This window comes from Shouchella xiaoxiensis (genome assembly GCF_016907895.1).
In the GTDB taxonomy this organism is placed as follows: domain Bacteria; phylum Bacillota; class Bacilli; order Bacillales; family Bacillaceae_D; genus Shouchella; species Shouchella xiaoxiensis.
Map to the genome: position 1 here is coordinate 117670 of NZ_JAFBCV010000010.1, position 13834 is coordinate 131503.

The window sequence follows — 13834 nt, forward strand, 5'->3', positions numbered from 1 at the left end:
CCTACATCATTTGATGATGTGATTTCAGCTTTTTAATAGTTGTCGGCGAGTTTCAGTCAGGCAAGCAAAACTGTACTTGAACTTGATTCTTTTTGACAAAGACGCGTGGGTAATTCAACAATTATAGATATACTCAGCTCAAGTGGCTGCCTGAACAATAAAAAGCACATGCATTTAGCATGTGCTCTTATTTTTGATTATTTATTGACGCTGTTTAACTTGCTTCCTGGACTTTTAATTGAATAACTCGCCACAATTTCAATTTTTACGTCGTCCATATAATTCTCGTTCGGTTCCATTACCTCAGTCCAATAGTTTGGATGGCTCCTATAAAATTCTCGTCCAATACCAATTGAATCGGTTTGTAGTTCCGTTAACTTTTTAATTAATTCAGTTAGAACTTTTTTTAGCTCTTGTTCCCCATCTTTCTCTACTTCCCTAAATACACTCTCTTCTTTTAAATCCAGACCTGCACAGTCAACTTCTGAGATCATTGCCTCTATATCAAACTCGTATTTTAAATAAGGAGTGTCATTCTTTACAGAAGAAAAAAGCTTGCGATGAACATCTTGTATCTCTAAAGCCAGTTCACCACCTGTTGGGCATGTAAAGCTTCCTACACTTTGGTAAGACTCCTTTGTAAAATAGTTTAATGACTTGCTTTCTTGTTGATTTAACCAACCAATCAATTTATCCTCTTTAAACAACGCCGTTTTATTACTTATGAGCATTGATTTCGGTTGAATGGTTGTCACATTTTGATCTTCTTCACTTTCGGTTTCATTGTTTTTACCAGCGATACTAATACCCGTTACAGTAGGTTCAATACCAGGACTCGTCAGTTCATAATACAGCACATCAGTTGTTGATATTTTGTTCGCGCCATATACTTTAGAAGCAATCTCTTGCCCCTCGACTATACTTTTCGATGTAATTTCAATTGGTGTTTTCACATTCAATATGTCCGTAGGACTTACATCGCCATGCGAAATTAAAATTTGAAAAGTTGCCCTAGAATTATGATCCCTGTACAGAAGATCTAATATGTTCTTCAATCCTTCTTTTGCAGCATCTTCACTTATAATCAATAAATTCAACTGCGAGATACGCGGGATTCTTGGAGCGGACAACGTTACTCTTCTAATTGCTTCGTGCAACGTTGGAGCTTCTGCTTCATAATTAATGACTTGTGAAAAACCTCTTCCTCTCTCTTCACTCGCTATCTCTGATGGGTTCAAGGCTTGGAATGTCACTTTAAATTGATCCTCAACCCTTTCAATACCTATTGCGTCTATAAAAAACACTTCATTTAATTCTGATCGATCCCAACACCCTGAAAGGAGCAGTAACACTAATCCAATTATAATTAATCTACAGTGTTTAATTTTAACAACTCCTTCAAAAGGCTTTCTACATAATAAAATTTGAAGAAAGTGCAAGAAATATGCACGATGATTTTACTAAAAACAGCGCATACGGCTATTAAGCTCGTACACGCTGTTTATTTGGTTTTTCTCACGCCGCGTAGCGGACAGATTTTCAAAGGGGAGCTGTGCTGTCATGCCTTACGTGAACTATTATAATGCATCCCCGCCATCTTCCCCGAAGGTACTAGCAGGAATGCGAAATGACGTATTGAGCACTTTTCCACACTATTAGCTTAATACGATTTGGCAAGATTTTTGTTCCCTGTTTGTTCCTAGTTAAGATCCCACTCAAGCTCTTCTTTCACATCTGCCCTTCTAGGACTACTCTTCCCAAAACGAGCAGTTAGTACATGATCTCCCTCCATGTGAATATGTAAATGCAAGACGTTAGGAATATCCTCTAATGGATTTTCCAGATCTTCTTGTTGAAGATTAATATAATAATTAACCTCCTCAGCCGATCCCTCATACTTCATTTCCTGACCTGTTACAAAATGCTCATACATTTCTTTAGGGATGAAGCCAAGAAGAAAATCATACGCTTCTTGCGGGGAGATTTCTTCATCTAACTTTCCTAAATAGAATTCAAATCTATGAACAGCTTCATCAGAATTACTTTCCATTGACCAAACCGTTTCACTTTCATACCCGTCAATTTCAGTGACTTTGTCCAAGTTTTTATCCTCTATAAAATCTTTAACATAGTTTTCATCATCATAGATTTTTGGTGCTTCTTCAGAAGTTAGAGCGTTCATTACGTCCGCATTGCTGATTTCCTGAGCTGAGCTGCTACAACCTCCAACTATGCCTAATAATGAGCAGAACACCACAATTTTTAATAACTTCAAAACAACCGCCTCTTTTCAATTAGTCCAAATTATACATGTCCAGATAAAACTACGGCGGAACAACAAGAACGTTTCAGGCCTCTTTTAAATTTCTGTTCATTTTTAAGCTTATTTTTCTGATGTATGGATAGTCTCCACTTAGTCTGACACTTTTTTAAAGATCTATTAACATGTACTCTGATGGTGGTAAATATTCTAATGATCGGTGAATACGAACTCGGTTTGAATTGCATCAGAATAGTATAAGTTAATTATATCACTCTCCACCACCAAAAAACCCGGACGCTCACGCGTCCGGGTTTCCATCAACAAAATCCTTATTCCCCGCGAATTAACTCAAGCTCAACTGGGATGAAGTCTTCGACATCGTCGCCATTTAGTATCGCTGCGGCTGCTTCCATTGCTTCTTCACCGATTAGCGTTGGTTGTTGGGCAATCGTGCCGGCAAGACCGCCGCCTTCAACGGATGCAACTGCATCGTCTGTTGCGTCAAAACCGACGACAACGATGTCATCGCGCCCCGCTGCTGAGACTGCTTCAAGCGCCCCAAGTGCCATTTCATCGTTGTGGGCAAATACGCCGACTATGTCCGGGTTGCTTTGCAAGATGTTTTCCATTACCGTTAGTCCTTCAGAGCGAGAGAAGTTCGCTGTTTGCTTTGCTGTCACGTCTAGGGAATCAGCGGCAATGTTGTTAAATCCTTCGCCACGTTCACGCGCAGCAGAAGATCCTGGAATGCCTTCAAGTTCTGCGACAAGCGCGCCGTCGCCAACAAGCTCAAGTAATAGCTCACCGGCCATCTCGCCACCTGCTACGTTATCAGAAGCGATATGTGTGACCACTTCACCGCTGTCCGCTGCTCGGTCAACTGTGATAACAGGAATATTGGCATCATTAGCAGATTGTACCGCTGCCGCTACGGCAGAGGAATCAGCGGGGTTAATCACGATCAAGTCAACGCCTCGTTGAATCAAATCTTCAATGTCATTGATCTGCTTAGCAGAGTCGTCCTGCGCGTCAACCGTGATCATCTCCAGATCAAGATCATCAGCTTTTTCTTTTGCCCCTTCTTGTAGTGTCACGAAGAAGGGATTGTTCATTGTCGAGACAGATAGGCCAACTGTGAACTCGCCGTCACTTGCGCCACCTTCCGCTCCTCCTTCTGTTTGGGAATCATCGGAACCTGGTGCATCCATTGAACAAGCTGCAAGCATTGCTGAAATCCCAACCATTGCGACTGATAATTTTAATTTTTTCATTTAACTCTCTCCTTTAGGCTGTTTTTCTACGATCAAGTAAGACCGCGAGTAAGATGACGCTTCCTTTTACCACTTGTTGAAAGAATGAGCTTACTCCAAGCAAGTTCAAGCCGTTGTTTAAAACACCTATGATTAAGGCACCGATAAGCGTGCCGACAATCCATCCTCTTCCGCCAGTTAAACTTGTTCCACCAAGCACAACCGCAGCAATCGCATCGAGTTCAAACATCGTCCCTGCCGTTGGCTGGGCTGAGTTTAAGCGTGAGGTTAAAATCACACCTGCGACAGCGGCCAAGAAGCCCGTCAGTGAGTAGACATAGATTTTGATGCGATCGACTTTTATGCCTGATAAAATTGACGCTTCCTCGTTTCCACCGACGGCATAGACACGGCGACCAAACGTCGTTTTCTTTAAGATTAAATACAAGATGACAAAGCTGACGAGCATCGTAATTGCTGGCATCGGAATTCCGAAGAAATAACCGCCGCCGATCATTTGAAACAGCGATGAATCCCCTAAGTTTGAGACTGGTCGTCCATCGGTAAACATTAACGTCGCCCCACGGTAAACCGTCATTGTCGCGAGTGTCGCGATAAATGGTGCAACTTTTCCTTTTGCGATAATGATGCCGTTAATTGCGCCAAGTCCAGCCCCAACGAGCAAACCGATTAGAATGGCTAGAATCGGGTCCATCCCTGAAGCAAGCAGCGTTGCTGTCACGGCACCTGAAAATGCCAGAATTGCTCCTACCGACAAGTCAATTCCACCTGTCAGAATAACAAACGTCATCCCGAAGGCAATTAAAGCATTAATGGAAACTTGGCGAAGTACATTTAGTAAGTTGGATGTAGATAAGAAATCCGGATTCAAAATACTAATAACCGCTATAATTAAAAACAACCCGATGAATGGTCCAAGCGTTGCCGCCATTGCTTTAACTCGTTTATTGTCGAACATGTTTTTCCCCTCCTGTTGCTTCGTGCATAATCGTTTCTTCAGACAACTCAGCCCGATCTAAAATCTTCATTAGTTTCCCCTCAAACATAACGGCAACTCGTGTACTCATCCCGATAATCTCAGGTAGCTCAGATGAGACCATGATGATCGCCACACCTTGCTTCGCCAGTTCATTCATGATCGTATAGATCTCTTTTTTCGCCCCGACATCAACGCCTCGCGTTGGCTCGTCGAGGATCAGGATTTTCGGGTTAATGCCAAGCCATTTGGCGATGACGACTTTCTGCTGGTTTCCTCCACTTAACGATTTTGCCGTTTGATTCGGTCCTGACGTCCGGACACCAAGCTTCTTGACGAGCTCGGCATATAGAGCCTGCTCTTTCTTTGTTTGCATCACACCGCTCGATGAAACCGCCGCTAAATTGGTTAAGCTAATATTGTCACGAACGGAGAAATCAACGATCAGTCCCTTTGTTTTCCGGTCTTCGGAAACAAAGCCGATTCTGTGATTAATGGCGTCAACTGGTGTTTTAAAAGAAACCTTTTTTCCATCTATTTCAATCAATCCCTTGTCGGCCCGCCTGTATCCAAAGATGCTTTCCACAACTTCCGATCGTCCGGCACCCATCAGCCCAGCAATGCCAAAGATTTCACCGGCTCGCACATCAAAGGTAACGCTTTCAAACTCATCCTTACGACTTAACTCTTTTACGGCAAGCTTCACTTCACCAGGAGTCAGGTCATGATCTGGGTATCTTCCGCCAAGTTCCCTGCCAACCATCAGCTTGACAATTTCATCAAAGCTTGTCTCCGCAATGACTTTCGTTGCAACATAATTTCCATCACGTAGGACGGTAATCCGTTGACAGAGCGAGAAGATCTCTTCCATCCGGTGTGAAATGTAAACAAAGGTTACGCCTTTTTCCTGCAGGCCTCGTACTACTTCAAACAAGGTATCAATTTCCCGATCCGTCAGCGCGGCGGTTGGCTCGTCCATGATGATAATGTCGGCATTCGTCTTAAGCGCCTTAGCAATTTCAATCAGCTGCTGCTTTCCAACGGATAGACGTCCCGCTCGTTCGGTTGCTTTTACGTTCAGCCCGAGCTCGGCCAGCGCTTGCTCGGCCTGTCGGTTCATTTCCTTTGTCTTCAGCCAGCCGGTTTTTCCGATCGTCTGTTCATTGCCTAAAAACAAATTTTCTGCGACTGACAGCTCTGGTAAGATGTTTAATTCCTGATGGATGACGGCAATCCCGTCTTCTTCGGCATCTTTTGGATGAGTGTAGGAGACTTCCTGCCCTTTTACACGAATCACGCCTTCATCTCTTGGATAAATGCCCGTTAAAATTTTCATCAGCGTCGATTTGCCTGCGCCATTTTCACCCATTAAAGCATGAATCTCGCCTTTTTCCAGTGAAAACTCAACCTGCTTTAAAACTTGGTTGCCGCTAAACGACTTGCTTATCTGGCTCATTTCCACAATCATCGTGAATCCCTCCTCTTAAAAGATCACGCCGGCGCGTAGAATCACATTGGCATACGGGGTACATTCTCCGGTACGAATGACTACCTTCGCTTTATGTGTTTCCGCTTTCAAATCTTCATGTGACAAGTAATAGGTCGGTATTTGTTTATTTTGTACAGCATGGTGAATGAATGGATTCTTCTCTTTTACTTCTTCAGCCACGATCATTGCTTCAACTTCCATGTCATCCAGTACTTCTCCAAGTACCTCAACAAATGTTGGAAGCCCTCGTTTAATGGAAAGATCAATGCATTCAACGCCTTGAGGAATGGGTAATCCACAATCAGCGATGACGATATGATCGGTATGCCCGAGTGATGCAAGTACCCGGGCGATGTCGCGATTTAACATTCCTGTTTTTTTCATTGGAGTTCCTCCTATTTACTAGCTGTTCGCTAGAAATGCCTCTATGTCTTCCGCTGTCGGCATGCCGCCTTGAGCACCAAATGACTGCACCGATAGTGCTGCCGCAGCGTTGGCGAACGTAACCGCTTCACGTAAAGACTGCTTCTTCCCAAGTGCTACCGCAAGTGCTCCATTAAAGGTGTCGCCCGCTCCAGTCGTATCAACAGGAACAAGCGTATGACCCGCAACCTGCTCGATCTTTCCATTCTCGAACCAACGCACTCCGTTTTTTCCTTGCGTAACGATCAGCTTTTCGGTTAACGCTTCATCTTTAGATGAAAACAGCTGCTCGTGTTCCGATTCATTTGGCGTGATGAACGTGCTCTTCTCATATGCTTCTTGTGATAGTTCTTGCGCTGGTGCAGGATTTAAGATCACTGGAACCTGATGCTTGGCACATAAATCAATCGTGTATTCAACTGTCGCAAGTGGAACCTCTAACTGGACTAGCACAATGTCACTTGCTGCGATTTCAGCCTCATAGTTTGAAACATACGCTTCAGTAACATGATGATTAGCCCCAGGCGTAACAATAATCCGATTGTCTTGTTCCGATAAAAGAATCGTCGCTACTCCTGAACTAGAGTGTGTAACGGGTTCCACACTATCGACAGAAATGCCTTCTGCCCGCAGACCGTCTTTCAGTAATGTACCAAATGCATCATCGCCAACACGCCCGATCATCGTTACGTCTGCCCCGAGCCTTGCACTTGCGACCGCTTGGTTCGCCCCTTTACCACCAAAGGCGGTCTGGAAACCCGTTCCCATCACGGTTTCCCCTTGCTCTGGTACAGTATCAGTCTGTGTCACCATATCCATATTGATACTTCCAATTACGGTTACTTTAGGTTTTGTCATCTATGCCGCTTCCTTTCGTCGTCCCTCGAAGCTTCATTGTTGTCGGAAGCTCGTGCCTATAGGACAACAATGGTTTTTTCTCAATTAATTGAACAAGTAACTCAACGGAACGTTCGCCCATCTCAACAATCGGCTGCTGCACGGTTGTTAACGACGGGACAAGCATGTCCCCGAATAAAATGCCATCGAAGCCTACAATTTGGATTCGTGAAGGAATATCCAGCTTTAACGTATGAGCCGCTTTCATTGCTCCTGCCGCGGTCACATCGCTTCCGGCAAAAATTCCATCAACACTCGGATGCTGCTTCAGTAAACGCTGAACCTCGTCTTCCGCTTTTTCAATGTGGAATCCTGTCTCAACAATAATATGGGCAATTCCACTTTCTTCAACCACTTCTTTAAATCCTTCATAGCGATCATCCGCCGGGGCAAGTCCCTTAGGTCCACGTAAATGAGCAATAAAGCGACATCCTTGTTCAATCAGATGCATCGTTGCCGTTCTCGCCCCGTTTTTGTTGTCCGATACGACCGTTGGAATATCCTTACTAATAAAGCGATCGAGCGCTACTACCGGTAGATCAAGCGAATGATAATGCTCATACGAACCGCTCCCCGTTGCTAAGATTAGCCCATCAACGTATTTTTGTTGCAAAGCTCGTACGTATTGTTGCTCTTTGCCTAACTCACTGTCCGTGTTGCAAAGAACAACGGTGTAACCCTTCTTTAAAGCGACATCCTCAATCGAGCGCGCCAGCTCTGGAAAGAAGGGGTTGGCAATGTCTGGTATCAATAAGCCAATCATTCCTGATGTTTTATGATAAAGCGTTCGTGCAATTGCATTTGGTTTATAATTTAATGCGTCAATTGCGGCAGTAACGTTCTTTTCTGCCTCTTTACTAACGTAGCCCTTTTGGTTTAACACCCGTGAGACTGTTGCCACAGAGACATTCGCGTATTTTGCTACATCTTTAATCGTTGTCATATGCTTCTTCCCCTCACGATGTGTAACCGGTTACAGAGAGTATACTGCGATCGTAAAGGGTTGTCAATTACTAATTGTATCCATGTGTTTAGAGCCCCTAATTGCTGCATCTTTTGGACCTTGTTTCCTAAGCGACGACGCGGTTTAGACAAGAGCAAAATCCCCAACTCTTCGTTAGAGAAAGGGGGCAATCCAAAAAGAAAAAGCAACAAGAAATCCTTGTCACTTATTGATAAGGACAGATTTAGCAACGATCTTACACGGATAGCGGCTTTTATCTGGAAGCTATAACTTAAATCAATTCAAAAAATAGTTAATTTAGATAAAGTCTACTTGCTCAACTTACAAATTAAGCAATTCACCCACATCCGCAGTATAGCTCGGGACACGAACGGATGTAATCGTTCCTGCTTTAAAAGAATGTCCTTTAGCTGGATATTTGTTTTCGGCATTGAGAATGTATTGTGTGATCACCCGTTCCTCAGGATCAACAATCCAATATTCTGGAATACCTGCTTGCTCGTATTTAACAAATTTAGTGACTTCATCATCCACTCGATTGTTACTCAATATTTCAATTACAAGTAACGGTGTTTTAGTCACTCTTTTCGTTTCTTCTTCATCCAAATTGCAAACGACAAACACGTCGGGAATAACAACATTTTGCGTATCCTCTATTGTTAAAACTAAATCAGTCGGCGCATCAAACACTTCACAGTCTGTGTTCTTTAATGACAAATGAATACCTGTTAATAATTCCCTTGAAATACGCTGATGTTTGATCGTTGGTGAAGGTGCCATATAAACAAAGTTGTCGATAAACTCTACTTGCTTTTCACGATTTCCTTCTTGTTCGCGGAATCGTTCAAATTCAGAAAAAGTCATGCGCTTATATAAATTGGTCGATGGACCGTTACTCGTAATCGCGCTGTACCTTACCTTGTTGAGAATTCTTGCTTTACGAATTTGCAGGCTTTTCAACTGCGACTTTTCCGGACGATTTGGTTGTGAATGAGCTGACATTGTCTATGACCTCCTTTGTTTATTATAGGATTGAACTGTTCTTCAGGAAGAAGATTGTAAGTCGATGACTTTTTCAACATTGGTTTCATAGCGAAGAGATATCTTAGAGTTATGCATAGACTCAGATGGATTGTTAAAATCAAGTAAGCACCCTTCGATGTCTTTCTGGTTGATTGAGATCTATAGTACGATTGGTTCCACCTGTGTCAGCCCCGCATGAGCCAGTACATAACCATTCATCACCATAATAAGGCTTGTCTAATAGTCGCCTATAGTCTGTTTGTTTAAGAGTACCTTCAATGCAATTACGCCATGATTGAATAATTATGACTTCTTCACCATCTTCATTTAAAGCGGTTCCAATTTCCGCTCTTCACACCTACTTTTAACCTTATCGCTCTAAGGCCAGTCACAATTAGCACCTTCCTAATTATCTTGGGACAGAGATAATAATAATAATAATAGGATTTTTTACGTAAATCCAAAAAGAATACCTGTGGCTACAGATAAGCCACCTAAAAATAAGAAAACTCCTTTGAATTTTTTTATCTTCTCGATTAATGGTAAATTAGCGTTTGTTATGTAAATCTCATTAAATTCAAACGTATTGAATTTAGGGTTTGCAACATAGCATATAGAACATGTGCCTATAATAAACACAAATAATGAAATGTAGTCAAACTGCCCTCCACCTATCGCCAGTGATAAACTATACGTAATTAAAAACAATCCGACCATGTATAGCGGTAGTAACCCATATGCAATGATCTTATTTTCCTTTGTAAGCTTTCCATTTATTAATGTTTGTTTTTGTTCTGTCATTATACCCCTCCTTTATTCACCAGAAAACCTATCCAGAATCCAACCAAAGAATCCACCTGGCTTTCGATCTTCATAATCTGTCATTGTCGCTTTACCGTTTTGATCAACTTCGACATAAACCTTTGTATCCCATGTCTCCCCTTCATCGACACTCAACCATAAAATTCTTTCTTCTGTACCAACATCTGGCACAGGAGTTGTTACTATCGGGACACCGCTAGACAGACCAGAAGTGCCTAAAGCTGCTTTTTTAGCTGTTCCGCCTACTGTTGGTGGAGCAACTTCCTTCATAAGCACCGTACCTTGTGGCACATTTCTTGTCAAATAAGTATGGCCTAAACTCATACCTAATAATAGACCGCCAAATTGAGCTAAGCGAGCAGCAGTTTTATTTGAGAAAGTTTGTACTGACCCATTTGTATAATAATGAATATCTGAGTCATCCATAAAGATAACCAATTCCCCATCAATATCAGTATGATGTATAACCATTCCTGAATTTGTTACAAATCGTTGAGTAATTATGCCTTCTTCTTCTAGGGCATCATAATCAACAGGAGCTCCTCGAATTTCTACGTGCCCGTTCCCCCAATCGTTAATAATTTCTGCTTCTTCTTGGTTAACAATAGATTCAACTACATTCCCATCGGCATCAACAGACATTCCTTTAACCTGCTGATCTGGACTATAGTGGTTTACAACATCTATATTCCCGCTGGCAAGAAACATTCTTTGTGCAAGCCCATAGGCATACGGATTGAACCACTGTACAGCCCCTATTGGATTCATAGCCATAGACAGAGCTATTTGTGGTGCTTGCGCTTTCAATTCGCTATACATTGTTAATACAGTACGCATTTGATCGGGATTGTGGTGCATCTCCATAATCTCGTCAGGCATTTCTGTATTTAACGTAATTGCTGTTAAATCAGTAGCAGAATTGATATTGGTAGAATTAATTGCCCCTTCCAAACTACTGACATAAGTCTTAATGGGGTTCATTAGCTCTGCATATTGAGTAACAGTCGATGTTGCTTGATGATCAAAAGCATGTAGCTTTTCAACAGTCCTTTGTGCATGTTGTCTTGCATCGTGGAGTTTTTCTTGGATTTGCGAATCGTCAAATGCAGGTAAGCTGATTATATCAGATATACTATCCGCAATAGCATTAATTCTATCAGCACTATCAGCAGTCCTTTGTTTGGCTTTATCAATTGATGGAATAATTTCATTTTCAATGAAAGCTTCGTTAACATAAGCATCGGGGTGCGAGTCAAAGTTTGACGCAGTGTTTTTTAAAGATGAGATTAAGTTCGTTCTTTTCTCATTTACCATTTGCCAATAGCGTAATAGGGGCAAGTGGCTGTTTTGATAAAAGCTTTTTAGTGCTTCAGGCCCATTTCCAGTAAAAGAGTCTAATGAAACAATTTTTTGTACGGCTTGTTCCAAGTTTAATAGTGGATCTCCTATTTCTGTTGTACGCTTAGTCATGCTGTCTAACAAAGTTTGAAATTCTTTTGCATCATAAATCTTCATTAGTCCGACGCCTCCAAAAATGACTATAATACCCAGTATAATTAAGGTGAGATGAAATGTAAAAAGAAGACCTCATGAGGTCTTCTTTTTACATTAGGTTGTTTTGAGGAATAAAAGAAATTATTCTCATCCGTAGTCTGTCTTAGCTAAATCACGCTGAAAACGATCATTGCTATATTCGAAAGGAGCAGGACCAACGTATGCGACATTTTTCGTTACTTTTAATTCAGCCATTCTGCATTCCTCCTATCAATGTTAATCAAGTATAAATAGAGAGAGAGCTTGATTGTCTGATTGATTCGCTCTCTACCGATACCAACCCTTCTCCTGAATCAGCGAAATCGCTTCAATCCGGTTATTCACTTCAAGCTTCTCATAAATAACTGAAACATAGTTGCGCACTGTACCTGTTTTAATCTTTAAGTGATCAGCTACTTCTTGCGTGCTTTTCCCTTCCGCAATCAGTTGAATGACTTGTCCTTCTCGATCCGTCAGCGGGTTGTCGTTTCCTTGCATCATATCCATCAGTTCTGGCGCATACACTTTGCGCCCACTTAGTATTGTGCGAATCGCTCGGGCAAGTTCATCGCTTGGACTATCTTTTAATAAGTAACCACTGACTCCTGCCTTGCGGGCATAGTTAAAATAACCGGTTCGGGCAAAGGTCGTGAGGATGATAATCTTACACGCTTCTGCTTTTAGCGATTGTGCCGCTTCAATCCCGGTCATCAGCGGCATTTCAATATCCATAATACAAATATCGGGCTGTAGCTGCTTCACAAGCTCGACTGCTTCTACACCTGTTTTCGCCTTGCCGACGACGGTCATATCTTCTTCTAGTTCGAGTAGCGACGCAAGTGCGCCTAACAACATGCCTTGATCTTCGGCAATCACAATGCGAATCATAGTGCTCCCCCTTCTGTTTGATGAATAATTCGCGGGATTCGGATAATCAATTGGGTTCCCTCTTTTGAGCGCACATCCAATTCACCATTTACAAACTCTAGCCGCTCTTTCATTCCAATCATGCCGCTCTTCTGCTCTGTTTGCGTAGCAGTACGTAAGCCGACCCCATCATCCTGCACGAGCAAGCGCCATTCATTTGGCCGGCTCTCGAATGAAATCGTACAAGATGAGGCTTGACTATGTTTGACGACGTTTGTGACCGATTCTTTTAAACACATACAAAATACATCTTCAATTAATAAAGGGAGATGCTTAAACGCTTCTTCTCCTGAGATGCCACAAGCGATACTGCTCGACTGCAACAGCTCCTGTACCCGAACAAGCTCTTCCTCTAGCCGCGCTGTTCGCATATTGGAGACAATTTCCCGCACCTCACGCAATGCCGTTCTGGACGTTTGATTGATGTCTTCCAGCTCTTGCTGGGCAACCTCGGGCTTGACATTCACTAATTTGCGCGCTAAATCGCTTTTAATTCCAATCAACGAGAGCTTCTGCCCCAGCGTATCGTGCAGGTCGCGGGCTATTCGCTGCCGCTCCTCCACGACCATCAGTTGCGAAATCCGTTCATTGGCATCGCTCAATTTACTTTCTAACTCTTCTCTACGAATACGTTGGTAGATCGTAAAAGGTAACAAAATCACACCAAGAAGACTTAATGCATTAAACGGCAATTGCGCCATAAATTCTTCGTATTCCGTCATAAAACCGATAATTACAGCAATTGTGGTCGTTGACAAATGCACCACGTATAGGCTGATAAACCCCGCCTTGCTTTTAACACTGCCGATATAAAAAGCAATAAACAAAGCAAAATACACATAGCCAAAATAAATCGTCATTCCGATGCTGATTAACATCTCGATACTTAGCGCCACGTAGACGGTCCAGCCCTTTTTAATAAAAGATAGTCGGTACGTTGTAAAGAAGAGGATGATCATCGCTCCACCAAGAATGATCTCATAGAGCGTAGCCGAACGAATGATAAAGTAGAAAGGCAAGATACAAAAAGCAATCCAGGCAAATAGACTTAAACCAGTATTCTTTGGAATGATGTGAAACCAATGATACAACAAAATTCCTCCTTTACAAGTAGCGTTTATTCCCCACAAAAAAAGCGCAGTAGCCAGTCGCTTCGACGGGAAGCGCAACAGCTGAAGATCCTGAGAGATTCTCTCGAAGCTGAAGCGTTGCCCGTGGAAAACGTCCGTCCATAGCGCTTGTTTTC

General features: G+C 42.5%; 13 protein-coding genes. All 13 read right to left on the minus strand.

Annotated elements, in window-relative coordinates; genetic code table 11:
- Positions 1 to 197 precede the first annotated feature (197 nt).
- A complete protein-coding gene (locus JOC54_RS15310; protein WP_239586755.1) occupies positions 198 to 1439 on the minus strand; it encodes a Ger(x)C family spore germination protein in 1242 nt (413 codons plus the stop codon).
- A 260-nt stretch (positions 1440 to 1699) separates the two neighbouring features.
- The gene (locus tag JOC54_RS15315) at positions 1700 to 2275 is read right to left on the minus strand and encodes a hypothetical protein (protein WP_204467186.1); all 576 of its coding nucleotides are present in this window, start codon (positions 2273 to 2275) and stop codon (positions 1700 to 1702) included.
- A gap of 317 nt (positions 2276 to 2592) precedes the next feature.
- Positions 2593 to 3534 (minus strand): ribose ABC transporter substrate-binding protein RbsB, encoded by a 942-nt coding sequence (gene rbsB / locus JOC54_RS15320; RefSeq protein ID WP_204467188.1) that lies wholly within the window; start codon positions 3532 to 3534, stop codon positions 2593 to 2595.
- A gap of 13 nt (positions 3535 to 3547) precedes the next feature.
- Positions 3548 to 4492 (minus strand): ABC transporter permease subunit, encoded by a 945-nt coding sequence (locus JOC54_RS15325; RefSeq protein WP_054792702.1) that lies wholly within the window; start codon positions 4490 to 4492, stop codon positions 3548 to 3550.
- Complete coding sequence (locus JOC54_RS15330; RefSeq protein WP_204467190.1) at positions 4479 to 5978, minus strand: sugar ABC transporter ATP-binding protein; 1500 nt, start codon at positions 5976 to 5978, stop codon at positions 4479 to 4481. Before JOC54_RS15330 ends, JOC54_RS15325 begins: the two co-directional genes overlap by 14 nt.
- A 15-nt stretch (positions 5979 to 5993) precedes the next feature.
- A complete protein-coding gene (rbsD, locus tag JOC54_RS15335; RefSeq protein WP_204467193.1) occupies positions 5994 to 6383 on the minus strand; it encodes a D-ribose pyranase in 390 nt (129 codons plus the stop codon).
- Positions 6384 to 6401: 18 nt separating this feature from the next.
- A complete protein-coding gene (gene rbsK, locus JOC54_RS15340; RefSeq protein ID WP_204467195.1) occupies positions 6402 to 7280 on the minus strand; it encodes a ribokinase in 879 nt (292 codons plus the stop codon).
- On the minus strand, positions 7267 to 8262 hold the full coding sequence (locus tag JOC54_RS15345) for a LacI family DNA-binding transcriptional regulator (RefSeq protein ID WP_204467197.1): 996 nt from the start codon (positions 8260 to 8262) through the stop codon (positions 7267 to 7269). The genes rbsK and JOC54_RS15345 overlap by 14 nt, the downstream gene beginning before the upstream one ends.
- 342 nt (positions 8263 to 8604) lie before the next feature.
- Positions 8605 to 9285, minus strand: coding sequence for a Uma2 family endonuclease (locus tag JOC54_RS15350; protein ID WP_204467199.1), 681 nt, complete (start codon positions 9283 to 9285; stop codon positions 8605 to 8607).
- 471 nt (positions 9286 to 9756) lie between these two features.
- Positions 9757 to 10107, minus strand: coding sequence for a hypothetical protein (locus JOC54_RS15355; protein ID WP_204467201.1), 351 nt, complete (start codon positions 10105 to 10107; stop codon positions 9757 to 9759).
- 12 nt (positions 10108 to 10119) lie between these two features.
- Entirely contained in the window at positions 10120 to 11643 is a 1524-nt protein-coding gene (locus tag JOC54_RS15360; RefSeq protein WP_204467203.1) for an LXG domain-containing protein, read from the minus strand.
- A gap of 306 nt (positions 11644 to 11949) precedes the next feature.
- A complete protein-coding gene (locus JOC54_RS15365) occupies positions 11950 to 12549 on the minus strand; it encodes a response regulator transcription factor (protein WP_204467205.1) in 600 nt (199 codons plus the stop codon).
- On the minus strand, positions 12546 to 13679 hold the full coding sequence (locus JOC54_RS15370) for a sensor histidine kinase (RefSeq protein WP_204467207.1): 1134 nt from the start codon (positions 13677 to 13679) through the stop codon (positions 12546 to 12548). The genes JOC54_RS15365 and JOC54_RS15370 overlap by 4 nt, the downstream gene beginning before the upstream one ends.
- Between the last annotated feature and the right edge of the window lie 155 nt (positions 13680 to 13834).